The 25,878-nt window shown below is 73.8% G+C and carries 27 protein-coding genes and 1 tRNA gene; 18 read left to right on the top strand and 10 right to left on the bottom strand.

Annotated elements, in window-relative coordinates; genetic code table 11:
- The first annotated feature begins 1 nt into the window (after position 1).
- Positions 2 to 73 (top strand) — tRNA-Arg (locus ACH0A8_RS12645).
- A gap of 16 nt (positions 74 to 89) precedes the next feature.
- Here ACH0A8_RS12645 and ACH0A8_RS12650 read toward each other — a convergent pair.
- The gene (locus ACH0A8_RS12650) at positions 90 to 395 is read right to left on the bottom strand and encodes a helix-turn-helix domain-containing protein (protein WP_209682366.1); all 306 of its coding nucleotides are present in this window, start codon (positions 393 to 395) and stop codon (positions 90 to 92) included.
- 47 nt (positions 396 to 442) lie between these two features.
- Here ACH0A8_RS12650 and map point away from each other — a divergent pair, with 47 nt between their 5' ends.
- On the top strand, positions 443 to 1,213 hold the full coding sequence (gene map / locus ACH0A8_RS12655) for a type I methionyl aminopeptidase (protein WP_400338262.1): 771 nt from the start codon (positions 443 to 445) through the stop codon (positions 1,211 to 1,213).
- 95 nt (positions 1,214 to 1,308) lie between these two features.
- On the opposite strand, the gene ACH0A8_RS12660 is transcribed toward map, so the two are convergent.
- The gene (locus ACH0A8_RS12660; RefSeq protein WP_058729997.1) at positions 1,309 to 1,512 is read right to left on the bottom strand and encodes a hypothetical protein; all 204 of its coding nucleotides are present in this window, start codon (positions 1,510 to 1,512) and stop codon (positions 1,309 to 1,311) included.
- Positions 1,513 to 1,855: 343 nt separating this feature from the next.
- On the opposite strand from ACH0A8_RS12660, the gene ACH0A8_RS12665 reads away from it, so the two are divergent.
- From ACH0A8_RS12665 to ACH0A8_RS12685, 5 genes are all read left to right on the top strand, one after another.
- A complete protein-coding gene (locus ACH0A8_RS12665) occupies positions 1,856 to 3,787 on the top strand; it encodes a TPM domain-containing protein (protein WP_406907308.1) in 1,932 nt (643 codons plus the stop codon).
- A gap of 79 nt (positions 3,788 to 3,866) precedes the next feature.
- Positions 3,867 to 4,592: a PspA/IM30 family protein gene (locus ACH0A8_RS12670; RefSeq protein ID WP_066654658.1), complete on the top strand. Its 726-nt coding sequence runs from the start codon at positions 3,867 to 3,869 to the stop codon at positions 4,590 to 4,592.
- 45 nt (positions 4,593 to 4,637) lie between these two features.
- Positions 4,638 to 5,459, top strand: a complete 822-nt coding sequence (locus ACH0A8_RS12675; protein WP_406907309.1) for an arginase family protein — start codon at positions 4,638 to 4,640, stop codon at positions 5,457 to 5,459.
- A gap of 78 nt (positions 5,460 to 5,537) precedes the next feature.
- On the top strand, positions 5,538 to 6,941 hold the full coding sequence (locus ACH0A8_RS12680; protein ID WP_400338269.1) for a dihydrolipoyl dehydrogenase family protein: 1,404 nt from the start codon (positions 5,538 to 5,540) through the stop codon (positions 6,939 to 6,941).
- A gap of 2 nt (positions 6,942 to 6,943) precedes the next feature.
- Positions 6,944 to 7,300 (top strand): Fe-S oxidoreductase, encoded by a 357-nt coding sequence (locus ACH0A8_RS12685; RefSeq protein ID WP_406907310.1) that lies wholly within the window; start codon positions 6,944 to 6,946, stop codon positions 7,298 to 7,300.
- Positions 7,301 to 7,504: 204 nt separating this feature from the next.
- On the opposite strand, the gene ACH0A8_RS12690 is transcribed toward ACH0A8_RS12685, so the two are convergent.
- Positions 7,505 to 8,278: an ABC transporter ATP-binding protein gene (locus ACH0A8_RS12690; protein ID WP_066658332.1), complete on the bottom strand. Its 774-nt coding sequence runs from the start codon at positions 8,276 to 8,278 to the stop codon at positions 7,505 to 7,507.
- Positions 8,279 to 8,340: 62 nt separating this feature from the next.
- Complete coding sequence (locus ACH0A8_RS12695) at positions 8,341 to 9,270, bottom strand: siderophore-interacting protein (protein WP_066654664.1); 930 nt, start codon at positions 9,268 to 9,270, stop codon at positions 8,341 to 8,343.
- A 60-nt stretch (positions 9,271 to 9,330) separates the two neighbouring features.
- On the opposite strand from ACH0A8_RS12695, the gene ACH0A8_RS12700 reads away from it, so the two are divergent.
- The 6 genes from ACH0A8_RS12700 to ACH0A8_RS12725 all read left to right on the top strand — a co-directional run bounded on the left by ACH0A8_RS12700 (position 9,331) and on the right by ACH0A8_RS12725 (position 15,490).
- Positions 9,331 to 10,275: an alpha/beta fold hydrolase gene (locus ACH0A8_RS12700; RefSeq protein WP_066654666.1), complete on the top strand. Its 945-nt coding sequence runs from the start codon at positions 9,331 to 9,333 to the stop codon at positions 10,273 to 10,275.
- Positions 10,276 to 10,335: 60 nt separating this feature from the next.
- Positions 10,336 to 11,856, top strand: coding sequence for an ABC transporter substrate-binding protein (locus ACH0A8_RS12705; protein ID WP_209682347.1), 1,521 nt, complete (start codon positions 10,336 to 10,338; stop codon positions 11,854 to 11,856).
- Positions 11,857 to 11,971: 115 nt separating this feature from the next.
- Positions 11,972 to 12,925 (top strand): ABC transporter permease, encoded by a 954-nt coding sequence (locus ACH0A8_RS12710; protein WP_066654670.1) that lies wholly within the window; start codon positions 11,972 to 11,974, stop codon positions 12,923 to 12,925.
- The gene (locus tag ACH0A8_RS12715) at positions 12,922 to 13,902 is read left to right on the top strand and encodes an ABC transporter permease (RefSeq protein WP_251159733.1); all 981 of its coding nucleotides are present in this window, start codon (positions 12,922 to 12,924) and stop codon (positions 13,900 to 13,902) included. Before ACH0A8_RS12710 ends, ACH0A8_RS12715 begins: the two co-directional genes overlap by 4 nt.
- The gene (locus tag ACH0A8_RS12720) at positions 13,899 to 14,711 is read left to right on the top strand and encodes an ABC transporter ATP-binding protein (RefSeq protein ID WP_209682344.1); all 813 of its coding nucleotides are present in this window, start codon (positions 13,899 to 13,901) and stop codon (positions 14,709 to 14,711) included. The genes ACH0A8_RS12715 and ACH0A8_RS12720 overlap by 4 nt, the downstream gene beginning before the upstream one ends.
- On the top strand, positions 14,708 to 15,490 hold the full coding sequence (locus ACH0A8_RS12725; protein ID WP_209682341.1) for an ABC transporter ATP-binding protein: 783 nt from the start codon (positions 14,708 to 14,710) through the stop codon (positions 15,488 to 15,490). The genes ACH0A8_RS12720 and ACH0A8_RS12725 overlap by 4 nt, the downstream gene beginning before the upstream one ends.
- Positions 15,491 to 15,802: 312 nt before the next feature.
- Here the strand turns inward: ACH0A8_RS12725 and ACH0A8_RS12730 are convergent, their stop codons facing one another.
- Positions 15,803 to 17,242, bottom strand: a complete 1,440-nt coding sequence (locus tag ACH0A8_RS12730; protein ID WP_406907311.1) for an amidase — start codon at positions 17,240 to 17,242, stop codon at positions 15,803 to 15,805.
- Between the two features lie 11 nt (positions 17,243 to 17,253).
- The gene (locus ACH0A8_RS12735) at positions 17,254 to 18,168 is read right to left on the bottom strand and encodes an NmrA family NAD(P)-binding protein (RefSeq protein WP_406907312.1); all 915 of its coding nucleotides are present in this window, start codon (positions 18,166 to 18,168) and stop codon (positions 17,254 to 17,256) included.
- Between the two features lie 121 nt (positions 18,169 to 18,289).
- On the opposite strand from ACH0A8_RS12735, the gene ACH0A8_RS12740 reads away from it, so the two are divergent.
- From ACH0A8_RS12740 to ACH0A8_RS12750, 3 genes are read left to right on the top strand one after another with little or no spacing between them, the layout of a single operon-like run.
- A complete protein-coding gene (locus ACH0A8_RS12740) occupies positions 18,290 to 19,261 on the top strand; it encodes a CPBP family intramembrane glutamic endopeptidase (protein WP_251159730.1) in 972 nt (323 codons plus the stop codon).
- Positions 19,248 to 20,642 (top strand): sensor histidine kinase, encoded by a 1,395-nt coding sequence (locus ACH0A8_RS12745; protein WP_406907313.1) that lies wholly within the window; start codon positions 19,248 to 19,250, stop codon positions 20,640 to 20,642. The genes ACH0A8_RS12740 and ACH0A8_RS12745 overlap by 14 nt, the downstream gene beginning before the upstream one ends.
- A complete protein-coding gene (locus tag ACH0A8_RS12750; protein ID WP_406907314.1) occupies positions 20,639 to 21,307 on the top strand; it encodes a response regulator in 669 nt (222 codons plus the stop codon). Before ACH0A8_RS12745 ends, ACH0A8_RS12750 begins: the two co-directional genes overlap by 4 nt.
- Here ACH0A8_RS12750 and ACH0A8_RS12755 read toward each other — a convergent pair.
- From ACH0A8_RS12755 to ACH0A8_RS12770, 4 genes are all read right to left on the bottom strand, one after another.
- Positions 21,304 to 22,125, bottom strand: a complete 822-nt coding sequence (locus tag ACH0A8_RS12755) for an ornithine carbamoyltransferase (protein ID WP_406907315.1) — start codon at positions 22,123 to 22,125, stop codon at positions 21,304 to 21,306. The two genes, ACH0A8_RS12750 and ACH0A8_RS12755, sit on opposite strands and share 4 nt — an antisense overlap.
- A gap of 19 nt (positions 22,126 to 22,144) precedes the next feature.
- Positions 22,145 to 22,846 (bottom strand): HAD family hydrolase, encoded by a 702-nt coding sequence (locus ACH0A8_RS12760; RefSeq protein ID WP_406907316.1) that lies wholly within the window; start codon positions 22,844 to 22,846, stop codon positions 22,145 to 22,147.
- Positions 22,843 to 23,439, bottom strand: coding sequence for an NAD(P)H-dependent oxidoreductase (locus tag ACH0A8_RS12765; protein WP_251155076.1), 597 nt, complete (start codon positions 23,437 to 23,439; stop codon positions 22,843 to 22,845). Before ACH0A8_RS12765 ends, ACH0A8_RS12760 begins: the two co-directional genes overlap by 4 nt.
- A 99-nt stretch (positions 23,440 to 23,538) precedes the next feature.
- Positions 23,539 to 24,402, bottom strand: coding sequence for a 3-hydroxyacyl-CoA dehydrogenase family protein (locus ACH0A8_RS12770; RefSeq protein ID WP_251159727.1), 864 nt, complete (start codon positions 24,400 to 24,402; stop codon positions 23,539 to 23,541).
- A 76-nt stretch (positions 24,403 to 24,478) separates the two neighbouring features.
- On the opposite strand from ACH0A8_RS12770, the gene ACH0A8_RS12775 reads away from it, so the two are divergent.
- Positions 24,479 to 25,231, top strand: coding sequence for an acetoacetate decarboxylase (locus ACH0A8_RS12775; protein WP_066654692.1), 753 nt, complete (start codon positions 24,479 to 24,481; stop codon positions 25,229 to 25,231).
- Positions 25,232 to 25,240: 9 nt separating this feature from the next.
- Entirely contained in the window at positions 25,241 to 25,852 is a 612-nt protein-coding gene (locus tag ACH0A8_RS12780; protein WP_066654698.1) for a TetR/AcrR family transcriptional regulator, read from the top strand.
- Positions 25,853 to 25,878 lie beyond the last annotated feature (26 nt).

The following is a 25,878-nucleotide window of genomic DNA, read 5'->3' on the forward strand; positions in this document are numbered from 1 at the left end:
AGCCCCCATAGCTCAGGGGATAGAGCACTGCCCTCCGGAGGCAGGGGCGGAGGTTCGAATCCTCCTGGGGGCACATCGAGCCCCCGGCGTCATCGCCGGGGGCTCTCCTCGTGCACGGGGTGCGTCGCCCGGTCCGGGGCCACCCGTTCCGCCTCGGGGTGCACCTCGTCCCAGAGCGCGTCGAGCGACAGTCGAACGACGCTCGCGACCGCGGCGATCGTGGCGAACGACGGCGTCGCGATGCGACCGGTCTCGATCTTCCGCAGGGTCTCGGGCGACACGCCCGCATCGAGGGCGACGTCGAGGATCGAGCGCTCACCCCGAGCGCGACGGAGCAGTGCGCCGAGCCGGCGACCGCGTTCCAGCTCGGCGGGGCTCAGCGGGAGTCGGACCATGGCGCCGATACTAGTACCGGCCAGACAATACCGGTACGATCATCGGCATGATCGAGATCCTCTCTCCAGCCGAGGTCGACCGGGCCCGCCGCACCGGCGCCCTCGTCGGCACGATCCTGCAGACCCTCCGGGAGCGGACGACGGTCGGCACGAACCTGCTCGAGGTGGACGGGTGGACCCGGACGATGATCGAGGACGCCGGCGCGGTCTCCTGCTACGTCGACTACGCCCCCTCGTTCGGTCGTGGCCCCTTCGGTCACCACGTCTGCACCGCGGTGAACGACGCGGTGCTGCACGGCCTGCCGCACGACCGCGAGCTCGCCGACGGCGACCTGCTCACCCTGGACCTCGCGGTGACCCTGGACGGGATCGCCGCCGACGCGGCGATCAGCTTCGTCGTCGGGCGCGCCGACCCGGCGGACACCGCCCTGATCGACGCCACCGAACGGGCGCTGGCCGCCGGCATCGCCGCCGCGGGCCCCGGCGTCCGGACCGGGGACGTGTCGCACGCCATCGGCGAGGTCCTCACCGCCGCGGGCTACCCCGTGAACACCGAGTTCGGCGGGCACGGCATCGGCTCGACGATGCACCAGGACCCGCACGTGGCGAACACGGGTCGGCCGGGGCGCGGCTACACCCTGCGACCGGGGCTGCTCCTCGCGCTCGAGCCCTGGGTGATGGCGGACACGGACGAGCTCGTCACCGATCCCGACGGGTGGACGCTGCGGAGCGCGACGGGGGCGAGGACCGCGCACACCGAGCACACCGTCGCGATCACCGAGGACGGCGTCGAGGTGCTCACCCGTCCCGGCAGCTGACGCGGTCGAAGCCGGCCACTGCGCCTCCGCGTCAGCGTCTCCGCGCCTCCACGTCAGCGCGAGGCTGGAGCGGTCGCCGCGGACCCGGCGCGGGCTCAGGCGTGCGTGAGCGCGATGAGCGCGACGTTCATGGTGCTGTAGGCGCCCTCGGAGCGCGTGGCCTGTCGGACCCGGCCCCGGAGGACCTCGTAGCGGCCGTCCTGCTCACGGACGAAGCCGATGACACCGCTCGCCGGTGTCGAGACGCGGTGGTAGCCGTCCTCCAGTGGGACGACCTCGGTGCTCGTCGTACGCTCCATCGCTTTCCCCTTCCGCTCGTCGTCGAACGATGGCCTCCACCATACCCCGGTCCGGGGTACAAGTCCTCCACATGACCGACGTCGCCGGGGGTCGTCCGAGGATCCACCCGCTGTGTGCGTGCTCTGGATAGCATCGGGGCGACGGCGCCCGTGCGGGGGCCGTCGGGGGCGCAACGTGGGCTCCCGGACGACGGATGGAGGACGGATGCGAGCGGCTCACCACGGATCGCGCACCGACGATGGATCGGCCCCTCGGGCGCTCGGTCGGCATCGCGAAGGCCCCCACGCGGCCGTCCGCGGCGCCCGCTCGGCGATCACACGCGCCGTGGGTCGGATCGGTGCCGTGCTCCTCGCGGCCGGACTCGTGATCACGCCCACCGCAGCAGCCCACGCGACGGACCCGGTCGACCTGGGCGGCGCCTACGTGGTCGACGAGGCCGGTGCCCTCAGCAGCGGTCAGCGGACCCAGGTCGAACGGGCGGTCCAGGACCTCTACGACCGGACGCAGACGCAGCTCTACGTGGTCTACGTGCCGACCTTCACGAACCCGACCGACCACGCCGCCTGGGGTGACGCCCTGATGGAGCGCAACCAGATCGACTCCGACGCGATCGTGCTCTCCGTGGCGGTCGACGACCGGATCGCCGACATCCAGCAGACGAACGCGACCGCACTGTCGAGCAGCGACGTCGAGTCCGCCTACCAGCAGGACGCCGTCCCGCAGCTGCGGGACGGCGACTGGGCGGGCGCCGCCGTCGCCCTCGCGGACGGACTCGTCTCCTCGCAGGCCCCGCCGGACCTCACCTGGCTGTGGGTCCTGCTGCTCGTGGTCGTCGTCGGTGCGGTCGTCGCCGTCATGGTGATCCGCACCCGCAACAAGCGACGCACCGCCGAGGCCGCACGAGCGCAGGAGGCGTCCCTCGCCGGGCTCGAGCGCAAGGCGGGCGCGGCGCTGGTCACCATCGACGACGAGCTCCGGACGGCCGAGCAGGAGGTCGGCTTCGCCACGGCACAGTTCGGCGAGGACGCGGCGAAGCCCTTCGCCGAGGCCGTCGCGACCGCGAAGCGGAACGTGCGGCAGGCGTTCTCCTACCAGCAGCAGCTCGACGACGAGGTACCGGACTCTCCGCAGCAGCGCGCGCAGTGGGCGAACCAGATCGTCGCCATCTGCGAGCAGGCCCACGCGTCCATCGACGAGCAGACCGAGGCCTTCGACCACCTGCGGTCCCTCGAGGACGGGGTCGAGGACGCCGCGACCGCCCTCGCCTCCGCGGTCGCGGCAGCCCCGGTCGAGCTCGACGCCGCCCGCCGCGCGCTCGACCGGGTGCGCGGGTCGTACGGCGGCCGGACCCTGGCGACGGTCTCCGACAACGTCGACCAGGCCGAGCAGGTCCTCGGCTACGCGACGGAGCGGTCGCAGGCGGCGACCGCGGCCATCGCGTCCGGGGACAAGGGCGAGGCGGTCATCGCCGTGCGCGACGCCCAGCACGCGCTCGCACAGGTGCAGCAGCTGACCGCGAGTGCGACCGGCGCCGAGCGCACCTTCGCCGAGGCGACCGCCCGGGTCCAGGCGATGCGCGCGGACATCGAGGGAGACGTCGCCGCAGCCCGTTCGATGCGGTCCGGCGACCCGGCCCTCGCGGCCGCGGTGACCCGTGCCGACACCGTCCTCCGCCAGGGCTCCGACCCGCGCGACCCGATCGCCGCCGTCGACGCGCTGACGAAGGCGAACACCGAGATCGACGCCGCACTGGCCGCCGCGCGCGGTGCACAGGAACAGCAGCAGCGCGCACGCCGCGCCCTCGACGACGCCCTGCGCGACGCCCGGGCCCGGATCAGCCAGGCGCGCGACTTCATCTCGCTCCGCCGGGGAGCCGTCGGTACGACGGCCCGGACGCGCCTGTCCGAGGCCGAGCGCGCGCTCGACGACGCGGTCGACCTCGCCACGAGCGACCCCGCCCGCGCCCTCGGGGCTGCACGCGCCGCCGAGCAGTACGCCGCCGCGGCGATGGACGCGGCGAACGACGACATGGGCGGATGGCCCGGGCAGGGCGGCGGCGGCAACGGCGCACAGCTCGGGGGCCTCGTGACCGGGATCGTGCTCGGCGGCCTCCTCGGCGGACGCGGCGGCAGCTACGGGGGCGGCTCCTTCGGCGGTGGGGGCTTCGGCGGCGGCGGGGGCTTCAGCGGCGGTGGGGGCTTCGGCGGCGGCGGGGGCTTCGGCGGAGGCGGCGGAGGCGGCGGCGGGGGCTTCTCCGGCGGCGGCCGCTTCTGACAGCCGACACCACCCCCTCGGGACACACGACCACCAGGACCAGCAGCACCACGAGAGACCTTCCACGAAAGGGAACACAATGGCAAAGCAGACGATTCTCGGCCGGATCTCCTCGCTCATCCGGGCGAACGTGAACCAGCTCATCGACGACGCCGAGGACCCGCAGAAGATGCTGGACCAGCTCGTCCGCGACTACACGAACAACATCGCCGACGCGAAGACGGCGATCGCGCAGACGATCGGCAACCTCCGTCTGCTCGAGCAGGACCACGAGGAGGACAAGCGCGCGGCGACCGAGTGGGGTCAGAAGGCCGCCAACGCCTCGGCCGCCGCCGACAAGTACCGCGCCGAGGGCAAGACCGCGGACGCGGACAAGTTCGACAACCTCGCGAAGATCGCGATCGGCAAGCAGATCGCGGCCGAGCAGGAGGTCAAGGACAACGAGGGCCCGCTCGCCACGCAGAACGAGCAGGTCGAGAAGCTCAAGTCCGGGCTGGCCGGCATGGAGCAGAAGCTCGAACAGCTCAAGGCCAAGCGCGACTCGCTCGTCGCCCGTCAGAAGACCGCCGAGGCGCAGTCCAAGGTCAACGACGCCATCGGCAACATCGACATCACCGATCCGACGAGCGACCTCAACCGCTTCGAGGAGAAGGTCCGCCGCGAGGAGGCGAAGGTCCTCGGGCAGCAGGAACTGCAGTCGTCGAGCCTGGACGCGCAGTTCGAGAGCCTGGAGGACGTGGGTCGCGACGCCGAGGTCGAGGCACGTCTCGCCGCGCTGAAGAACGGCGGGTCCGCGGGTATCTGACGCGGAACTGCGGACGGCGCCGGACCCTGCTGCCAGACTGAGACGATGCAGTTCCTCGTCGTCGGTCAGTGGCAGGGTTCGGCGTCGTCGCGCGCGATGCGCCTCGGCGACGGAGCACAGGCCATCGCAGCCGATCTCCCCCGCGCCGCCACGACCGTCGTCGACGTGCCGGCCGGCGCGGGCGACCGGCTCGAGACCGCCGTCGCCCGCTACACCTCGGTCCGTGCCGTGGCCGACCGCGTCGCCGAGGAGACCGGCGTCGCGAGCGAACCCGTCCTGGTGGTCGGTGGTGACGGGTCGAGCGTGCTCGGCGCCTCCGTGCTCGTGCGTCCGGACACCGCGTTCGTGCGCATCGCCGGATCGAGCGGCTACCGGTCGCTGAACCGCGCACAACCCGTCGCAGCCGAGACCGCCGTCCTGCGCCTGCTCGTCGACCGCCCGGAGGACCTCTTCCCCGACCTGCCGGTCCTGGACCCGGCCAGGGTCGTGCTCGCCGGGGTCCGCGGAGTCGAGGACGCCGAGATCGCCGCCCTCGACCGGGTCGGGATCACCCACCTCGACGTGGACGCGGCGACGCCGGACGCGATCGCGGCCGCGGTCGGGTCCACCGGTGCCGAGCGCGTCTTCGTCCACGTCGACCTCGACGTGCTCGACCCGGCCGAGGTGGACGGACTGCTCGAGCCGGTGCCCTTCGGGCTCGACGCCTCCGGTCTGGTCGAGCGCATCCAGGCCGCGACGCGGGGACGGCGACTCGTCGGGGCCGCGCTGACCGGCTTCGCACCGGTGGATCCCGACCGAGCGGTCGACGACCTGGGCGTGATCCTGCGTGCGGTCGGTGCCCTGACGACCGCGTCCCGCACCGCCTGACCAAGGCTGACCGGTCCTCCGGATCCGCGCCGCGCCGCACACGGCCGACGCCCCGCCGCTCCGCGTAGGTTCGGGAGCATGACGGACTACGACCTCATCGTGATCGGCGCCGGCGCAGTCGGCGAGAACGTGGCGGACTACGCCCACAAGCGCGGCCTGTCGGTCGCCGTGGTCGAGGCCGAACTGGTCGGCGGTGAGTGCTCCTACTGGGCGTGCATGCCGTCGAAGGCGCTCCTCCGCAGCGGCCACGCGGTCGCGGCTGCGAAGCGCGTCGACGGTGCCGCGCAGGCGGTCACCGGGCACGTGGACGCCGCGAAGGTGCTCGCGCGCCGCAACTCCTTCACCTCCGACTACCAGGACGACAGCCAGGTGGCCTGGCTCGAGTCCGCCGACATCGCCCTGATCCGCGGCCACGCCCGCATCACCGGCGAGAAGACCATCGAGGTCGGCGGCGAGACGCACGCCGCACGCGCGGCCGTCGCCGTCGTGACCGGTTCGCTGCACCAGCTGCCGGACGTCCCCGGTCTCGCGGACGCGCAGCCGTGGGGAACCCGCGAAGGCACCAGCGCCCAGCAGGTCCCGGAGAGCCTGCTCGTCATCGGTGGCGGAGTCGCCGGCTCCGAGCTCGCGACCGCGTGGGCATCCCTCGGGTCGAAGGTCACCCTGGTCGCCCGGCACGGGCTGCTCGGCGGCATGGAGCCGTTCGCCGGTGAGCTCGTCGCCGACGCGATGCGGGAACTCGGCATCGACGTCCGCACCGGTGTCAGCCCGACGCGGGTCGACCGCGACGAGCACGGCCTGGTCACCACGACGCTCGACGACGGCACCACGGTCGTGACGAGCGAGGTCCTCGCGGCAACGGGTCGGAAGGCGCACACCGCCGACCTCGGCCTCGAGTCCGTGGGGCTCACCCCGGGCGACTGGCTGCAGGTCGACGACACGATGCTCGTGCAGGGCACCGACTGGCTCTACGCCGTCGGCGACGTCAACCACCGCGCACTCCTCACCCACCAGGGCAAGTACCAGGCACGCGCCGCCGGCGAGGCCATCGCCGCACGGGCGCAGGGCCGCCCGGTGCACGCCGAGCCCTGGGGCGCCCACGTCGCGACCGCCGACCACGCAGCCGTCCCGCAGGTCACGTTCACCGACCCCGAGGTGGCGAGCATCGGCCTGACCGAGGCCGCGGCACGCGAGCAGGGCATCGACGTCCGCGCGGTCGAGTACGACCTCGGTGCGATCGCCGGCTCGGCGCTGCAGGCCGACGGCTACACCGGCCGGGCGAAGATGGTCGTCGACGAGTCCCGCGGCGTCGTCGTCGGCGTGACCTTCGTCGGACAGGACGTCGCCGAGATGCTCCACGCGGCGACGGTCGCGGTCGTCGGCGAGGTCCCCGTCGACCGGCTCTGGCACGCGGTCCCGGCGTACCCGACGATGAACGAGGTCTGGCTCCGCCTGCTCGAGACCTACGGCCGACCGGAGTAGAGGTGCGCAACCCGCTCCTCGACTCCCCCGTCTCGCGCGCCGGTTGGGTGTTCGCCACCGCGGTCGGACTGGCCGTCGGGGTGCCCTTCTCGACCGGGCGGATCCGGGTCGAGGACGGGTTGGTCGTGTGCACGGGGCTGCCGCGCTGGGCGTTCCGGCGCGGCGGCACGTGCGTCGGATCGGTGTACCTGACGCGGGACAACGACGGCCCGCGCGTGCTGCGGCACGAGCGGGTGCACGTGACGCAGTGGCGTCGCTACGGCATGCTCATGCCGCTGCTCTACGCCCTCGCGGGGCGCGACGCCGCCCGCAACCGCTTCGAGGTGGAGGCCGGACTCGAGGACGGCGGCTACCGCTGACCCGGTGACCCACCACCGGACGGGAGGCGCACGGCGGGTCCGCCCCGTGCCTCCCGTCCGGCAGGCGGCCCGTTCCGAGCCACCGAGCGGGCCGGATCCGTCACACTCGCCACCCCGGACCGACGGATCGCGCCCGCTCGACGAAGCCGAGCGGCGCGTCCCGCCCGCTCGGGCCAGGCAGCACCCGCGCCGAGCCGTCGGCGGTCAGGCGACGCGCCGGCGCGGCACCACCAGGGGTGTCCCGGTCTCCGGGTCGGGCACGACCACGCAGGGCAGTCCGAAGACGTCCTCCACCAGTTCCGAGGTCAGCACCGCGGCCGGCGTGCCCTGTGCCACGATCGCCCCGTCGCGCATCGCCACGAGGTGCGTCGCGTACCGGGCGGCCTGGTTCAGGTCGTGGAGCACCGCCACGACGGTGCGGCCCGCCGCGTGCAGTGCCGAGGCGAGCTCGAGCACGTCGTACTGGTGCGCGATGTCGAGGAACGTCGTCGGCTCGTCGAGCAGGACGATGTCGGTCTCCTGCGCCAGCACCATCGCGATCCACACGCGCTGCCGCTGCCCACCCGAGAGCTCACCGACGCTCCGGTCGGCGAGCGACACGGTGTCGGTCTGCTCCAGCGCGGCCTGCACGGCGGTGCGGTCGGAGCCGGACGACGGGTGCAGCAGGTCCTGGTGCGGGAAGCGGCCGCGGGACACGAGGTCCCGGACGGTGATGCCCTCGGGTGCGACGGGCGTCTGGGGCAGCATGCCGACCCGACGGGCGACGGCCTTCGGGCGGAGCGAGTCGATCGGGGTGCCGTCGAGGAACACCGTGCCGGCGCTCGGCCGGAGGGTGCGGGCGAACGCCTTCAACAGGGTCGACTTGCCGCAGGCGTTCGGACCGACGATCACGGTGAGTTCCCCGTCGGGCACGTCGACGTCGAGCGACGACACCACGGTCCGGTCGTCGTACGCCAGGGTCAGCCCGCGCGCCCCCAGGGCCGTCGTCGGGACGGGACCACCGGCTCGCCCGGACGGCGCCGGGGCGGACGCTGCCGTGTTCAGTGCTCGGCCTTGCCGTGCCGCCAGTACCCCATGAACGCGACCTGCCGACGGTCGAGTCCGACGCCGCGCACGAGGTGTCGGCGGAGCTCCTTCACGCAACCGGCCTCGCCCGCGATCCAGGCGTACACCGGTCGTTCGTCGAGCGCGGCCGGCACGTCCCAGAGCACCTGCTCGTCGACGTCCACGTCGGCCAGGTCCACGGCGCCGCGCACCGGCTCCGCCACCGAGGCGGCCCCGGTCGTGACCTCGGCGGCCCAGGCGTGCACCTGGTCCGTCATCCGGACCCCGTGCGAGGCACCGTTGCGGGCGATCCACCGCACCTCGACACCGGCGGGTGCGGTGACCGGCAGCCGGTCGGCGTCGGTCGGGACCTCGATGAAGACGTGTCCGACGGTCGCCACGTCGAGTGCCTCGAGGATGGCGCAGATCGCGGGAGCGGCGGTCTCGTCCCCGGCGAGCAGGATCCGGGTCGCGCTTCCCGGCGCGAACTCGGCGGCGCCGCTCGGCAGCTCGGCGGGCGAGGACGGCACGGCCGGACCGACGATGCGGAGCTCGTCCCCGACACGGCACGCCGACACCCACCGCGAGGCCGGTCCGGTGTCCCCGTGCGCCACGAAGTCGATGTCGAGCTCGCGGGCGTCCGGACGGAAGGACCGAACGGTGTAGGTGCGCAGCGGGTTCCGCTCGGCGTCGGGCAGTGCGCGCCACGCGCCGTACCAGTCGTCACCGTCGGGCAGGTCGGTGAACCCGTGTCCGGGGATCGGCAGGACGACCTTGATCCGCTGGTCGAGCCCGACCGCGGAGAAGTCCGCGAGCGCGTCACCGGTGAGCGTCACCCGGACGAACGACGGGGTGAGCGCCGACACGGCCGCGACGCGGACGGAGAAGACTCGGTACCGGGCTGCCACGAGGTACGAGTATGGCATGCCTTACCTAAGGCTTCCAGGGTGCAACGGGGTACCCGACGGGGTGCGAGGATCGGACCCGTGCACGAACCCGACGACGAATTCTCGGACCTGGCCGCGCTGGCGGCTGCGAGCGGCGTGACGGAGCCGCTCCGCGCCTCCCGGCAGGTGGTCCGGACCGACGACGGACGCGAGACCGCGGCGATCCGCTGGGACACGGCGGACGGCCGGGAGGCACGGATCACCTACCTGCACGGGCTCGGCATCGACGCGCACAGCTTCGACCAGACCGCGATCGCGGTCGGGCAACCGGCGGTCGCCCTCGACCTGCCCGGGCACGGCCGGTCGTCCTGGCGGGACGACGCCGACTACGGCGCGAGCGCGACCGCTCCGCAGGTGCTGGCCGCGCTCGACGCCCTCGGGGTCCCGCCGGGCGTGGTCGTCGGCCACTCGCTCGGTGCCATCCTCGCCGCCCGCCTGGCCGCGACCTCACCCGAGCGCGTCACCGGCCTGGTGCTCGTGGACATGTCCCCGGACTTCGCGCAGCGCGCCGTCGACCGCATCGCCCGGGCGCTGGAGGACGAGACGCCGTTCGCATCGCTCGACGAGGTCGTCGACCGCGCCGTCGAGGCCCGCGTCGGGGACGACCGCGCGGTGCTCCTCCGCGAGGCCCGGCACACCACCCGGCTCGGCGAGGACGGCCGGCTCGTCCGCCGGCACCACTTCCCCCACCTGCCCTCGGGCCGGACGGCGTCGGTGGGGCGGTTCGCCGACGCGTGGCCCGACCTCGAGGCCCTCGCCGTGCCGGTGCTGCTCGTCCGGGGTGACCGCGGGTACGTCTCGCCGAAGCTGCACGCCGGCTTCACCGAGCGGCTCCCGGACGCCGAGGTCGTGACGGTGACGGCACGGCACGCGGTGCAGAACCAGGCCCCCCTCGAGCTGGCGTCGGCGATCCGGGCATGGGGAGCACGGCACCGGTTGTTGCACGAGGTCCAACAACCGTCATCCGGCCCCGAACGCCGGTAACCTCGTGCGAGCGCGCCGCGACGACCGTCGCCCCACGCGCCCGGAAGGAACCCACAACCCATGAGTCCGCTCCTCCCCCGCCGCGGTGGCCGTGCAGCACGCGTCGCCCTGGCCGCCACCGCGGTCGCCGTCGCCTCGGCCCTGACGCTCACCGCCTGCTCGGGCTCCGACAGCAGCAGCGGTGGCGACGACGCCACCGTGCGCGTCGGCCTCGTGCTCGAGCCCACGAGCCTCGACATCCGCACGCAGTCCGGTGCCGCGCTCGACCAGGTGCTCATCGACAACGTGTACCAGGGCCTGGTGGGCCGGACGGCGGACGGGGAGATCCGCGACGTGCTGGCGTCGAAGCACGAGGTCTCGTCGGACGGGAAGACGTACACGTTCACCCTCCGCGACGGCACGACCTTCCAGGACGGCAAGCCCGTCACCGCCGCCGACGTCGTCTGGTCGCTGCAGCAGGCGAAGGACAACGCGTCCTACGTGGACTCCGCCAAGCTGGCGGGCGTCTCGTCGATCAGCTCCCCGTCGGACGGGGTCGTCGAGCTGCAGCTCGAGGCGCCGGACTCCGATCTGCTCTTCAACCTGACCGGCCGCGCCGGGCTCGTGCTCGAGCAGGCCGCGACGAACGACCTCTCCGACAGCGCCAACGGCACCGGACCGTACGAGGTGTCGGCGTGGAAGCAGGGCGACTCGCTCACCTTCAGCCGGAACGACGACTACTGGGGCACCGAGCCGAAGGTCGCGAAGATCGTGTTCCGGTACATCACCGACCCGTCGACCGCCGTCAACGCGATGGCCAACGGCGACCTCGACGTGCTGAACCCCGTCGACGGCACCCTGCAGGGCCAGCTGCAGGGCAACCCGGACATCGAGCTGCACCGCGGGAAGACGACCGACAAGTACACGCTCGCCTTCAACGACGCCCAGGCGCCCTTCACCGACGAGCGGGTGCGCCGGGCGATCCGGCAGGCGATCGACCCGAAGGCGCTCATCAAGGCCATCGGCGGCACGGGCGTCGAGCAGGGCGGACCGATCCCCGAGCTCGACCCCGGGTACGAGGACCTGACCGACATCGACGCGTACGACCCCGACAACGCGAAGAAGCTGCTGGCCGAGGCGGGGAAGACCGACCTGGACCTGACCCTCACCTACGCCAACGTCTACCCGGCGACGATCGGTGACGTGCTGAAGTCGCAGCTCGCCGACGTGGGCATCACCCTGAAGGTGGAGCGGGTCGACTTCGCGACGTGGCTCGACCAGGTCTTCACGAAGAAGGACTTCCAGCTCTCGGTGGTCGACCACGTCGAGGCCCGCGACTTCGGCAACTGGGCGAACCCGGACTACTACTTCGGGTACGACAACCGCGAGGTGCAGCGGCTCTACGCGGAGTCGATCGCCGCGACCTCGCAGACCGAGAAGGAACAGGCGCTCCGCAAGGCTGCGCGCATCGTCAGCGAGGACGCCGCCGGCGAGTGGCTGTACACCGCGACGGAGATCACGGCCGTGCGCAAGGGCGTGACCGGGTTCCCGGTCGACGGCGGCAACTCGCGACTCGACCTGGCCGGACTGGCCGTCCGGTGACCACTGCCCTGCCGGTCGCCGGGCGCAGGTCCGGCGACACGGTCCGGCCGGTCGCCGGGCGCCCGTCCGGCGCTGCGCTCCGGGCTCGCGCCGCCGCCCCCGTAGCATCGGACGCGTGACCCGGTTCCTCGTCGGGCGACTGCTGCTGCTCGTCGTCGGCCTGCTCGTGGCGAGCATCATCGTGTTCGCCACGCTGCGCGTGCTGCCCGGCGACGTCGCGCAGATCGTCGCCGGCACCCAGTCGACGCCGGCCCAGGTCGAGCAGCTCCGGCAGCAGCTCGGCCTCGACCGGCCGGTCGTCGTGCAGTACCTCGACTGGATCGGCGGTGTGCTCCGCGGTGACCTCGGCCGGTCGCTCGTGACGAACGGCGCCGTCGGGCCGGAGATCGCGCAGAAGCTCGCCGTCACGCTGCCGCTCGCGGGGATGTCGCTCGTGGCCGCCCTCGTGCTCGGCGTCCCGCTCGGGGTGCTCGCCGCGGTGCTGCGCCGTCGGGCCGGCGGTGCGGTGATCGGCTTCGTCGCACAGGCGGTCGCGGCGGTCCCCGTGGTCTGGGCCGGCATGCTCCTCATCGCGCTGTTCGCCGTCACGCTGCACTGGCTGCCGACGCAGGGCTTCCCGCTCGACGGGTGGGACGAACCCGGTCGCGCGTTCTCGTCGCTCGTGCTCCCCGCGCTCACCATCGGCGCCGTCGAGGGTGCCGTGATCCTGCGCTTCACCCGCTCCGCCACGCTCACCGTGCTCGACGCCGACCACGTCCGGACCGCGGCGGCGATCGGCCTGACGCGGACGCGGGCGCTCCTGCGGCACGGCCTGCCGTCGGTGGCGCTCACCGTGCTGGCCGTCCTCGGCGTGCAGATCGCCGGCCTGCTGGTGGGGGCCGTCGTCGTCGAGCAGCTCTTCTCGCTCCCGGGGGTCGGACGGATGCTCGTGACCGACGTCGGGCGACGCGACGTCACGAAGGTGCAGTCGGAACTCCTCGTGCTCACGAGCCTGGTGCTGGTCGTCGGCTTCGCGGTCGACGTCGTGCACCGTGCGCTCGACCCCCGGCAGCGGGAGGTGGGCGAGTGATCCGCCGTCTGCTCGCCCGACCCACCGGGTGCTTCGCCGTCGTCGTGCTGACGCTCCTCGTCGTGCTCGCCGCGGTGTCCCTCGTGTGGACGCCCCAGGACCCGTTCCGCGCCGACCCCTTCCAGCAGTGGGCGGCACCGAGCCCCGCGCACTGGTTCGGCACCGACGCCGCAGGGCGGGACATCGCGAGCTACCTGCTCGCCGGTACCCGGACGACCGTGCTCGTCGCGGTCGGCTCCGGCGTCGTCGCGAGCCTGGTCGGCATCGTCCTGACGGCGATCGGCTCGCTGACCACGAGGTGGGTCCGCGAGGGCACCGCCGTCCTCCTCGACATCCTCGTCGCGTTCCCCACGCTGCTCACCGCCATGCTCCTGACGGCGGTGTTCGGCGGGTCGCTCGGCGTCGTGGTGGTGAGCGTCGGGCTGTCGTTCGGCGTGACGATCGCCCGCGTCGCGCGTGGTGAGATCCGCCGCATCGCCCGGAGCGACTACGTCGTCGCCGCACGGGCCTCCGGCGTCGGGCCCCTCGGCGTGCTCACCCGCCACCTGGTGCCGAACGCGGCGCCGCTGTTCACCGTGCAGCTCTCGCTCGCGATGGCGACGGCGGTCCTCGCCGAGGCCGGCCTCTCCTACCTCGGCTACGGCGCGGGGTCGGACACGGCGTCGTGGGGCAACCTGCTCGCCGACCTGCAGACGTACATCGGCGTGCACCCGTGGAGCGCGACCTGGCCGGGCGCCGCGATCGCCCTCGTCGTCGCCGCACTCTCGCTGCTCGGCGACGCGGTGCGCGACGCGACCGACCCGCGCCTGACCACCGGCGACCGAGCGGCCACCGGCACGCCGGCTGCAACGGGCACCCCGACCGACGACGACCCGGCCCCCGGCGAGCCGACCGACGACGACCCGGCCACCGACGCCCCGGGCGCAGACCGACGCGCACCGGACGGCACCACGACGACCCCGGGGGTGACGGCGTGAGCGACCACCGGACCGGACGCGACGGTCTCGAGGTGACCGGACTGACGGTCCGCATCGCGGGGCGGACGGTGCTCGACGACGTGACGTTCACCGTGCCTCCCGGCCGACGCGTCGGCGTGATCGGCGCGTCCGGATCCGGCAAGTCGATGACCTCGCTCGCCCTGATGGGCCTCGAACCGACGGGGGCCGAGGTGACCGGGAGCATCCGCCTCGACGGCACCGAGCTCGTGGGGATGCGCGATCGGGACCGTGCGCGCCACCGCGGATCCGGCATCGGCATGGTGTTCCAGGAGCCCGCGACCGCCCTGGACCCGCTCCGCCGGGTCGGTGCGCAGGTGGCGGAACCGCTGCGACTGCACCGTGGGCTGGACCGCCGTGCGGCCGCCACCGCCGCGGTCGCACTCGCCGACGCCGTCGGACTGCCCGACCCCGCCGCGCTGCTCCGCCAGTACCCGCACCAGCTGTCCGGTGGGCAGCGGCAGCGCATCTGCATCGCGATGGCGATGGCCGGCTCCCCCGCCTACCTCGTCGCCGACGAGCCGACAACCGCGCTCGACGTCACCACCGAGGCCCGGATCCTCGAGCTCTTCGAACGGCTCTCGACCGAGCGCGGGACCGGCATGCTCTTCGTGACGCACGACCTCGCGGTGCTCGCCCGCATCGCCGACACCGCCGTCGTCCTCGATCACGGCCGCGTGGTCGAGCAGGCATCGGTGCGGTCGCTGCTCGACGCCCCGCAGCACCCGGCGACGGCGGCCCTCGTCGACGCCGCCCGCGCCACCGCCCGCCGCACCGGAGGCCCCGCATGACCGACGCGCTGCACGCCAGCGGCCTCCACCGCACGTACCGCCTGCCACGCCGTGGCCCCTTCGAACCCGGGCCGGTGCGGACCGCCGTCGACGGGGTCGACCTGACGGTCGCCTCCGGGGCGCGGCTCGGCATCGTCGGTGAGTCCGGTTCCGGCAAGTCGACGCTGGTGCGGCTGCTCGCCGGCCTGGAGGCACCCACCGCGGGCTCCGTGACGGCCGGCGGTCGTCCCGTGGTCGCGTCGGCCTCCGCGGCCGCGATGCGCTGGTTCCGTCGCGAGACCGGGGTGGTGTTCCAGGACCCGTACGCGTCCCTCGACCCGCGGATGCGCGTCGGCGCGATCGTCGCCGAGCCGCTCCGTGCGCTGCAGCTACCGGGTGACCACCGCGCGCTCGTGGCCTCGGTCCTGGAGCGCGTCGACCTGCCCGCCGACGCCGCCGACCGGTACCCGCACGAGTTCTCCGGCGGGCAGCGGCAGCGCATCGCGATCGCCCGTGCGGTGGTGCACTCCCCGCGGATCCTGTTCGGGGACGAGCCGATGAGCGCCCTCGACGTGGTCGTCCGCGCGCGGGTGATCGACCTGTTCCGCTCGCTCGCCGACGACCTCGGGCTGACGCTCGTGCTCGTGTCGCACGACATCGGCGTGGTGCAGCGGCTGTGCGACACCGTGGCGGTGCTCTCCGAGGGGCGGATCGTGGAGCAGGGGCCGGTGTCGCTGCTCGACGACCCGCGGCACCCGGTGACGCGGGCACTGGTGGCCGCGGCGCCGACGCTGCCGTAGGGGCGCGGCGGTGGTCGGGGGTCGGCGTCGTCGGCGGTCATCATCGGCGGTCGGCGTCGGTGGGGGTCGGTCAGCGGGCGTCGCGCGGGCGGAGTGGGCGATGCGACACTTCCGCTGTCGTACGACGACCACGGTGTCGCTCGGCCCGACAGCCGCGACCGGGCTCCGGTCAGGACGACAGATGCGCTGTCGTACGACGACCACGATGTCGCGCCATCCTCCCGAGCCGCGACATCGCACGCGTCGATCGACGTGCGCATCGTCGCAGTCGCGACGCGCCGACGCCGGTGACCAGCCCGCGTCAGCCCGGCGTCACCACGTCGCCGGGTGCCGCCGCTGCCACCGCAGCCGTCGCTCGAGCTGCGCCCCGATCGCGAGCAGCACGCGCTCCCCGCCCGGGCGTCCGATGAGCTGCACACCCATCGGCAGGCCCGCCCCGTCCGGGTGGTCGTCGTCCGTCACCCCGACCGGCAGCGTGATCGCGGGCAGCCCCGACACGTTCGCCATCGAGGTCCAGGGCGAGTAGGCGCACTGCCGCCGGAAGTCCTCCTCGGGGTCGTCCCCGTACCAGCCGAGCGGCCGCGGGGTCAGCGCCAGCGTCGGGGTGAGCACGGCGTCGTACGGCGCGAACGTCCGGATCAGCCCGGCCGAGAACGCGTCGAGCGTCGTCATCGCGTCGAGCACCTGCGTCGCGGTCAGCGCACGTCCGCGCTCCACCAGCCACGACACCAGCGGGGTGAGCGCGGACAGGTCGATGCCGGGCACGCGGGGCAGCCCCCCAGCGCCGGACTCCCACGCCACCCGGAACGCGTCGGCGTACGGCAGCCGGGGCATGGCGACGTCCTCGACCCCGTGCCCGACCTCGCCGAGCACCCGCACGGCGGTGTCGACCGCTGCCCGGGCGGCAGGGTCGACCACGACGTCGACGGTGTCGTCCCACGGCGAACCGTCGAGCACGCCGACCACGAACCGCCCCTCGCCGCGCACCGCAGCGGCGGTGAAGGGCCCGTCCCCGACGTCGGGCGTGACCAGCGCGTACGGCGAGGGCTCGGGCAGCCCGGTCGGTGCGACCAGGGCGTCGAGGAGCATCCCGGCGTCGGCGACGTTCCGCGTGATCGGCCCGGCGACGCTCAGCCCGCCGAGGCCGGACCGACCGGGCATCGACGGGACCCGGCCGCGGCTCGGCTTCAGTCCGACGAGACCGGTCGCTGCGGCGGGGATGCGCACCGATCCCCCGCCGTCCGTCCCCACGGCCGCGGGCACGAGTCCGGCGGCGACGGCCACGGCGGTGCCGCTCGACGATCCTCCGGGCGCCCGCGTGGTGTCGTACGGGTTCCGGGTGGTACCGATGCGGGTCTCCGACGACGACGACATGCCGAACTCCGGCGAGGTCGTCTTGCCGAGGCTCACCGTCCCCGCTGCGGCGAGCGCCGCCACCAGGGGGTGGTCGGCGGTCGCGGGTGTCACCGGCAGCGCGGCGGAGCCGTGCCGGGTGGGCACACCGGCGCGGTCGTACAGGTCCTTGTCGGCGGTGGGCAGGCCCCAGAGCGGCCGGGAGGTCGGGAGGAGCGTCCCCAGTCGCGCCGCGTGCTCGCGTGCGGTGTCGGCGGTGACGGCGACGAACGCCCCGAGGGACGGGTCGAGCCGCTCGATGCGGGCGAGGTAGTGCTCGGTCACCTCGAGCGCGGTCGCGTCCCCCCGACGGATCCAGTCCCAGAGTTCCTGCGCCGAGAGGTGGTGGAGTTCGAACACGGTCCCCGAGCCTAGGCCTGCAGGTGCACGGCGAGCACGTCCCGCACCGTCGTCCAGTCGTGCGGCCCGTAGCGGTCGTTCGCGACGTGGTGGAGCTCGGCCTCGCCGCTGAACATGCTGACGAAGTACTGCATCCCCTGCCAGGCGGGGAACGGCTCCGCGTCGTCGGCCCGCGAGAGCCGTCGTCCGACGCGTGCCATCGCGGAGAGCGTCCCGGAGGTCCCGGCCCACTGCGTGCGGAACCGGGTGCCGGTGAGCCGCGAGAGGGTGTCGGCGACGCGCCGGGCGGTGACCCGGTCGCCGGCGACCTCGACGACCCGCGGTGCGTCGGGGTCGAGGGCGACGCGCGCGGTGACCCAGGCGGTGTCGTCCTTCGTGGTGAAGTCGAGCACCTGGTCCGGGGACGACCAGTACAGGACCGTGCGACGGTCGAACAGGATCATCGGGGCCTGTCCGGTGAGCATGTCGGTGAACGCGCCGTTCAGCACGGAGGTCGCCCGGATCGGTGCGGCGTCCAGTGTCGCGGCGAACTCGCGACGCAGCTCGAAGTTCCGGTTCGTCCCGGGGGTGATCGCGCGGTAGTCGGCCGAGTAGTCCGACGGGACGAACCGCGGGACGCCGGCGTCGACCGCCGCGGCGAGCAGCGCGGTCTGTGCGTCGACGACCACGGAGCGAGTGCCGCTCACCGCCGAGACGACGACGTCGACCCTGGCGAGCGCCGTCACGAGTCCGTCGTGGTCGTCGTAGGCGGCGCTGACGACGGAGACACGGTCGGACCGTGCGGTGAGTCGGTCGGCCGCGGGCCCGGTGGCGGAGCGGCTCAGTGCTCGGACCCGGACGTCGGGGTCGGCCGCGAGGAGCGCGTCGACGATGCGGGAGCCGAGGTCCCCGGTGGCGCCGGCGACGAGGACGGTGGTGCTGGTCATGCACCCGACGCTACGCACGGGCGTCCGGCTCCGTCCGTCACCTGCATCCTTCGGTGGAACTCCCGGTGGTGCATCCCTCCGCCGGTCGTCCCGACGAACGGTCCTCCCTAGCGTCGGTGTCATGACGAACACGACCGAAGTCCGGCCCGGAGCCGGCACCGCTGCACCCCGTGCGACGGGGGTCCGGGGTGTGGTGTCCCGGCACCCGCTCGCCTCCTTCGCCACCCTGGCGCTCGGCCTCAGCTGGCTCGCGTGGGTGCCCTACATCCTGAGCCCGCACGGCCTGGGCGTGTGGGACCTGCACTTCCCGGAGTTCCTCGGCACGGCCCAGTTCACCGGGATCCTGCCCGGCGCGCTCCTCGGCCCGCTCGGCGGTGCGTTCGTGGTGACCGCCCTCGCCGACGGCCGTCCGGGGCTGCGGCGCTGGGTCGGTCGGCTCTGGCGGTGGCGGGTCTCCTGGTACTGGTACGCACTGGCACTGGTCGGCGTCCCGGCGCTCATCGTCCTGACGGGTCTGCCGTTCTCCGGCGGGAACGTCCAGGCACCGACCGCCCTCGCCCTGCTCGCCCTCGTGCCGGGTCTCGTGGTGCAGCTGTTCACCACCGGCCTGTCGGAGGAGCCCGGCTGGCGCGACTTCGCCCTCCCCCGACTGCAGGACCGCTTCGGACCGCTCGGCGCCGCCGCGGTGCTCGGTCCGCTGTGGGCGCTGTGGCACATGCCGCTGTACCTGTCGGACTGGGGCGGGTGGCCGGACGCGCACTGGTCGGAGCCGGTCGTCTTCGCGCTCTTCACGATCACGTTCAACGTCGTGATGTCGTGGGTGTTCAACCGCACCGGCGAGAGCCTGCCGATCGCACTGCTGCTGCACGTCGGCGTGAACAACACCATCTCCACCCTGTGGGCGGACATGTACCCGGGGATGACCGCGGGCACGATGATGCACGGGCTCACGATCGTCTCGACGGTGGCCGCCGCCGTCCTGCTGGTCGCCACCCGGGGCCGGCTCGGGTACGACCGCCGGCCGGGAGGCTCGGACCACCTCCCCGCGTCGACCTCCGCCTGCCTCGTAGGATCGAACGATGGCACCCGCTGAAGCGAGTGCGGCTCGCGTCGCCGCCGACCCCCGCACCGCGCGGGAGGTCAACGGCGACCGTCGCCTGCGCCGCACCGACGTCCTGGTCGCGGTCGCCACCGCCGTCGTCTCGCTCGCGCTGCTGCTCGGGCTGCCGCCGCTGGATGCAGCCGATCCGGACACGCTGGGTCGACCGCTCACGTCCCCGGCTGTCGGGAGCCTGCCGTGGATCGTCCTGCTGCTGGGACTCCTCGGGCAGTCCGCGGCGCTGCTGGCCGCACGCCGGGTGCCGCGCGCGGTGCTCGTCGCCGGCGCCGCGGTCCCGGTGGTGGTGGCCGGTCTCATTCCCGGCGGCAGTGACCTGTTCGGCCTGACGGCGCTTCCCGTCGTCGTCGCCGTCGTCCTCGCCGCCGTGCGGGCGCCGCTCGTCCGGCTGTGGCCGGCGCTCGTCGCCGCCGCGGTCCTCGTGACGCTCGGCACCGCCTGGCACTGGGTCGTCCTGAGCGGACTCGACCGGAGTCGACCGTTCCTCCTCGCGCTCGGAGAAGCATTGCCCCAGGGCGTCACGCAGGCCATCGGGGCCGTCGGGCTCCCGCTCGTCGTGGCGCTCGTGGTGCGGTCCCGGCGCGAGGTCCGGGCCGCGAGGGACGCCGAGGTCGCCGCCCGGACCGCGGAGGCCTCCGCCGCGGTCCGCGAGCAGGACGCCCGGGTCGACGCAGCCGTGTCCCGCGAACGCGCGGCCATGGCGCGGGAGCTGCACGACATCGCGGCCCACCACCTGTCCGGGATCGCCCTCATGTCGGCCGTCATCGACCGGCAGATCGACACCGACCCGACCGCGGCGCACGAGGGCGTCCGTCAGGTGCGGGAGCAGAGCACCGCGGTGCTCGAGGACCTCCGTCGCCTGGTCGGCCTGCTGCGGGACGACGCCCCCGCGGAACGTGCCGTCGAGACCGTCGCGGGCATCGTGGACCTGGTCGAGCGTGCCCGGTACCGGTCGGAGGTGCGGCTCGAGGTCCTCCGCGGTGCGCACGAGGTCGCCGAGGGCGTCGGGCCCCTGGCGCAGCTCGCGGCCTACCGCACCGCGCAGGAGGCACTGGCGAACGCCGCCCTGCACGCACCCGGCGCCGTCGTCACGGTCACGCTCGACGACCGTGCAGTCGACCACCTGGAGCTGACCGTCGAGAACGCCGCACCCGCGGTGTCCGCGCCGAGCGCGGACGCTCCCGCTGGACCGGGCGAGCCGACCCCGGAGGGTCCGGGAGCAGGCGGCAACGGACTGCGCGGGATGCGTGAGCGGGCGGACCTGGTGGGGGCGCGCCTCCAGACCGGGACCACACCGGACGGCGGCTGGGTCGTGACGCTGCGACTCGGACGCGAGACGCCCGAGGTGACCCGGTGATCCGGGTCCTGGTGGCGGACGACCAGCCGCTCGTCCGGGCGGGGGTGTCGGCGCTCCTGGCGGCCGAACCGGACGTCGAGGTGGTCGGGGTGGCGGCGGACGGCGGCGAGGCCCTCACGCTCGCACGGAGCACGCGGCCGGACGTGGCGGTGCTCGACATCCGGATGCCGGTCCGGAACGGCATCGAGGTGGCGCGGGAGCTCTGCGCTCCTGACGCGGACCCGGCGGTGCCGGTGCTGGTGCTGACGACCTTCGACCTCGACGACCTGGTGTTCGGGGCGCTCGAGGCGGGGGCGTCCGGGTTCCTGCTCAAGGACGCGGAGCCGGACGTCATCGTCAGTGCGGTGCGGCAGGTCGCCGCCGGGAACGGCACGATCGACCAGAGCCTGACGCGGCGGGTGCTGCGGGAGTTCGTGTCGCGGCGGAGCCTGCAGCCGGTGACGGGCGACCGGGCCTCGGAGCTGCTGACCGCGCGGGAGCGGGACGTGCTGCTGCTCCTCGCACAGGGGATGTCGAACGAGGAGATCGCCGAGGCACTCGTCGTCGAGGTCTCCACGGTGAAGTCGCACCTGGCGCGGATGCTGCCGAAGCTCGGGGTGCGCTCGCGCCTGCAGGCGGTGGTCTGGGCGTACCAGAACCGCGTCGTGGCCGTCCCCGAGGGCTAGGCGCCCGCGAGGCAGTGCGCCAGGACCGCCTGCTGCACCGGCAGGAGCGCACGCTTCGCCCCGTGCCCCACGAAGGCCGGGCTCGCGATCGCGTCCGCGCTGACCTCGCGTCCACGGACGAACGGCGGGCACGGGGCGAAGCGCACCCCGTCGGGCGCGAGCGCCAGGACGTCCGCGGTGACCCGGTAGGGCTCGAGTGCGGCGGCGTGGCGACCGGGTCCGTCCGTCACGACGACGTCCGCGTCGGCCATCGCCCCGGCGAGGTCCTCCGTCCACGCCACGTCGGGCGCTCCCAGTCCCTCGGGGCAGCACTGGAGCAGGTCGAAGCCGAACAGTCGCGCCGCCTCGGCCCAGGCGCGCGCGATGTTGCCGTCGGCGCCGACGAACCGCACCCGGAGCGACCCGACGTCGCGCCCGCGGGTGAGTGCCCACAGGTCGGCGAGCACCTCGCACGGGTGGTTGACGCTCGTCATGGCGTTCACGACGGGCACCGCGTCGGCAGCGGCGAGCGCCTCGAGGACGGACAGGTCCCGGTGCCGGACGACGAGCACGTCGACGAAGTCCGCGAGGTACCGGGCGACGTCGTCGTGCGCCTCGTCCTTGTCGAGCGACTCCGGCGGGAACACGATCGGCTGGAGTCCGGCGAGCGCCGCACCCCGCTCGAAGGACGCCCTCGTGCGCAGGCTCGTCGGCGGGAAGAACACCGCCGCAGCCCCGTCCAGCACCGGACCGGTGCCCTGCTCGTACGCGCGGGCGAGGGCGAACACCGCGTCGGTGTCGTCGGTGGTCCAGTCGTCGAGTCGCAGGAGGTGGCGCACCTCGCCACGCTAGGGGCGGTCACCGCCGTCCGGTGCCCGACGCCCCGCGCAGGGCCGACAGCACGGAGGACCGGACCGCGGCGTCGCCGTCGCGGGCCGGGTCGACCAGGACCGCGCGCATCCCCGCGGCACGTGCCCCGGCGACGTCACGCTGCGGGTCGTCGCCGACGAACAGGCACGCGGCGGCCGGCACGCCGAGCTCGTCGGCGACCTGCTCGAACGCGCGTCGGTCCGGCTTGGCCACCCCGATCCGCTCCGACGTGCACACGACGTCGACGAGGTCCGACAGCCCCGTGGCGGCGAGCTTGTCGCGCTGCTGCTCCTCGGTCCCGTTCGTCAGGACACCGACGGGCCGGTCGGCGTCGCGGACCGCGCGCAGGAGCGGAGCACTCCCGGGGAACGGACGCCAGGCGCCCCGGTACGCGGCGAGGTAGCGGCCGAACAGGAGGTCGAGCTCGTGCGGGTCGTGCGGTGGCCGGAGCCCGGCGAGGGGCAGGACCTCGACGAGCCGAGCTCGACGCTGCTCGGCGAAGTCGACCTCCCCGCGTCGCCACCGCTCGAAGTGCCGTTCCTCCGCCTCGGCCCACGCGGCCCGCAGGCGGTCGGTCGCGGCGACACCGAGCGCGCCGAGGAGGTCGTCAACGGCTCGCGCCGCTGCTCCCGCGTGGTCGAACAGGGTGCCGTCGAGGTCGAACACCACGGCACGGACGTCGAGGGTCATCCCCGCACCGCGTCGACGACCCGTCCGACCGCGGCCGCGACGGCCCGCTCGCGCACGGTGGGGTCCTCGTGCTCGGACTCGTGGACGAACGCCGTCGCCCCGCGGGCCGCGCCGCAGAAGTCCACGACGCCGTGCTCGAGCTGCGTCCGCAGTGCCTGCTCGTACCCGTGCCGCTCGTAGACCCCGGCGTCGTCCCCGGCGATCGGCAGCAGGTGCACCGTCAGTCGGCCGAGCCGACGGTCGATGCGCCCGTCCTCGCCGACGCCGAAGGCCCACCCGTTCACGAACACCCGGTCGAGCCAGCCCTTGAGCAGCGCGGGCACCGACCACCACCACACCGGGAACACGAGCACGAGGTGGTCGATCCCGTCGAGGCGCGCCTGTTCGGCCGCGACGTCGGGCGCCGGGTCGGTCCCCGTCCGGTAGGTGTGCCGGTCGGCGGCGGTGAACCGGGGGTCGAAGCCCTCGGCGGCGAGGTCGGCGACCGTGACGGGGCCCGCGCCGGCGGCGTCGAGCGCCGCCTCGAGGCGGTGGGCGACGGCGAGCGTCAGCGAGTCGGGGTCCGGGTGGGCGGTCACGATGAGCGTCGACACGGCTCGATCCTGCCAGCAGCGGGTGCACGGACGCCCCACCGGACGGGAGGCGCGGTGCGGGCCGGCACCGCGCCTCCCGTCCGGCGGGTGGGGACGACGTCAGTCGTCGTAGCGGTAGAAGCCCTGTCCGGTCTTCACGCCGAGACGGCCGGCGTCGACGTGCTCGCGCAGCAGGCGACGCGGACCCTCCGGCAGGTGCGGGTCCTCAGCCGCGTAGTGCTCCTCGATGTCGAGGACCACGTCGAGGCCGACCTGGTCCATCATCCGGAAGGGCCCGGCCGGTGCGCCGCTGTTCACCTGCCACATGGCGTCGACGTCCTCGGGCGTGGAGACGCCGTCGGCGACGACCGCGAGCGCCTCGCGCTTGATGGCCGCCCAGATGCGGTTGAAGATGAAGCCGGTCGACTCGCGGCGGGCCAGGAACGGGTGGACGCCGTAGCGGGGCAGCGCCTCGAGCAGCAGGTCGATCACGGCGGGGTCGGTCTGGCCGTCGCTCATCAGGTCGACGGCGTTCTGCTGCGGCGGCATGTAGAAGTGCACGTTGAGGACGCGCTCGGGGTGCGCGACCTCGTCGATCACCAGGCGGCTGGCGTACGAGGACGAGTTCGTCGCGAGGATCGTGTCCGCGGCGACCAGTGCGTCGAGCCGTCCGAACAGCGGGGTCTTCAGGTCCAGGCGCTCGGGCACGGCCTCGACGACGAGCCAGGCGTCGACCACCGCGGCCTCGAGGTCCGCCTCGCCACGGACCGTCCCCGCGGTCGCGCCGTCGCGCGCGGCCACGATCCCGGGCAGGGTCTCCTCGACGTACGCGACGGCGGCGGCACGGACCTCCTCGGACAGGTCGTGGATCCGGACCTCGGCACCGCCGCTGGCGAACATCAGGGCGATCCGGCGTCCGAGGGTGCCACCGCCGATCACGGTCACGGGGCGGTCGGCGGTGTCGCGGGGCGGCTGGTAGGGCACGGGTTCCTGCTCTCGGTCGAGTTCGGTACAGTTCGTATTCGATACAGATCGTATCCAAGTTCCGAAGGAGATGCGCATGCGCGCCGACGACGTCCTCCAGCACCTGACCACCCCGCTCGCCGCGCCGGTCTACCCGCTCCGGCCGACCCGGTTCACCGGCCGCGAGTACTTCAACGTCGTCTACCGCACCGACCCCGACGCGCTGCGCGCCGTGGTCCCGGAGCCGCTCGAGGTCACCGAACCGCTCGTCCGGTTCGAGGTCATGAAGATGGGCGAGGTCGACGGGTACGGCCCGTACGTCGAGTCCGGGCAGGCGATCCAGGTCGAGCACGAGGGCGAACGCGGCGAGTACCTGCACGCGATGTACCTCGACAATGCGGCCGCGACCCTCGCCGGCCGCGAGCTGAGCGCCTACCCGAAGGTCCTCGGCACGCCGGCGCTCCGCGTCGACCAGGGCGCGCTCGTCGGCACCCTCGACCGCGGGACCGAGCGGGTGGCCACCGCGACCATGGCGTACGAGTGGGAGCCGCTCGCCCACGACGCCGCCCTGGCGGAGATCACCGTGCCGACCTTCATGGTGAAGCTGGTCCCGGACCTTCGGACCCAGCGCCACCTGGTGGCCGACCTCGTCCGCACCGAGATCACCGACGTGAAAGTCGAGCAGGCCTGGACCGGACCCGCCCGACTCCAGCTGTTCGCACACGCCCTCGCGCCGATGGCGGACCTGCCGGTGCTCGAGGTCGTCCGCGCTTCGCACATCCTGACGGACCTGACCCTCGCCCCGGTGCGCACCGTGCACGACTACCTGGCCGACCGGCACTCGGCCTAGCCTGGAGCCGTGACCGAACCAGCCGCACCGCGCGCCGTCCGCCGGCGGAGCAGCACCCGGGCGACGCTCATCGCGGCCGCGGAGGCGATCTTCCAGGAGACCGGGTCGACCTCGGTCAGCGTCGAGGCGGTCGTCGCCCGCGCCGGGTTCACGCGCGGGGCGTTCTACTCGAACTTCCGGACGGTCGACGAGCTGTTCTTCGCGGTCTACGAGCAGCAGGCCGAAGCCGTCTTCGCCGTGCTCGAACACGAGCTCGGCGCCGCACTCGACGGGCACCCGACGGTCGACGGGGTCGTGCAGGGTGTCGTGCACGGCCTGCCGCCCGAGGACCGCTGGTACGCGATCCGCTCGGTGCTCACCACGCGCGCCCGGCACGACCCCGAGGTGAACGCCCTGCTCCGCGCGCACACCGACCGGTTCCACGCGACGCTCCAGCCACTCCTCGTCGCAGCGTTGGAACGAGCCGGCCGGATCCCCACCGTCGACCCGGCGCTCTACACGCGTGCGGTGGTGGCAGCCCACGTCGGGGCGGTCAGCCAGAGCGTGCTGTTCGACGGGACGGACGCGGTGCGCGTTGCGGCGGTCGAGGGGTGCATCCTCGGGCTCACGCGCCCGGCCTGAGCGCCGTCCCGGCCGTGGGACGATTG

The sequence above is a fragment of the Curtobacterium sp. 179-B 9B NHS genome (genome assembly GCF_045370965.1).
GTDB lineage: Bacteria > Actinomycetota > Actinomycetes > Actinomycetales > Microbacteriaceae > Curtobacterium.

Excerpts from the sequence above, each read along its gene's own strand:
- ACH0A8_RS12650 (WP_209682366.1), bottom strand. The coding sequence starts at position 395 with ATGGTCCGACTCCCGCTGAGCCCCGCCGAGCTGGAACGCGGTCGCCGG.
- map (WP_400338262.1), top strand. The coding sequence starts at position 443 with ATGATCGAGATCCTCTCTCCAGCCGAGGTCGACCGGGCCCGCCGCACC.
- ACH0A8_RS12660 (WP_058729997.1), bottom strand. The coding sequence starts at position 1,512 with ATGGAGCGTACGACGAGCACCGAGGTCGTCCCACTGGAGGACGGCTAC.
- ACH0A8_RS12670 (WP_066654658.1), top strand. The coding sequence starts at position 3,867 with ATGGCAAAGCAGACGATTCTCGGCCGGATCTCCTCGCTCATCCGGGCG.
- ACH0A8_RS12675 (WP_406907309.1), top strand. The coding sequence starts at position 4,638 with ATGCAGTTCCTCGTCGTCGGTCAGTGGCAGGGTTCGGCGTCGTCGCGC.
- ACH0A8_RS12680 (WP_400338269.1), top strand. The coding sequence starts at position 5,538 with ATGACGGACTACGACCTCATCGTGATCGGCGCCGGCGCAGTCGGCGAG.
- ACH0A8_RS12695 (WP_066654664.1), bottom strand. The coding sequence starts at position 9,270 with ATGCCATACTCGTACCTCGTGGCAGCCCGGTACCGAGTCTTCTCCGTC.
- ACH0A8_RS12705 (WP_209682347.1), top strand. The coding sequence starts at position 10,336 with ATGAGTCCGCTCCTCCCCCGCCGCGGTGGCCGTGCAGCACGCGTCGCC.
- ACH0A8_RS12725 (WP_209682341.1), top strand. The coding sequence starts at position 14,708 with ATGACCGACGCGCTGCACGCCAGCGGCCTCCACCGCACGTACCGCCTG.
- ACH0A8_RS12735 (WP_406907312.1), bottom strand. The coding sequence starts at position 18,168 with ATGACCAGCACCACCGTCCTCGTCGCCGGCGCCACCGGGGACCTCGGC.
- ACH0A8_RS12740 (WP_251159730.1), top strand. The coding sequence starts at position 18,290 with ATGACGAACACGACCGAAGTCCGGCCCGGAGCCGGCACCGCTGCACCC.
- ACH0A8_RS12745 (WP_406907313.1), top strand. The coding sequence starts at position 19,248 with ATGGCACCCGCTGAAGCGAGTGCGGCTCGCGTCGCCGCCGACCCCCGC.
- ACH0A8_RS12760 (WP_406907316.1), bottom strand. The coding sequence starts at position 22,846 with ATGACCCTCGACGTCCGTGCCGTGGTGTTCGACCTCGACGGCACCCTG.
- ACH0A8_RS12775 (WP_066654692.1), top strand. The coding sequence starts at position 24,479 with ATGCGCGCCGACGACGTCCTCCAGCACCTGACCACCCCGCTCGCCGCG.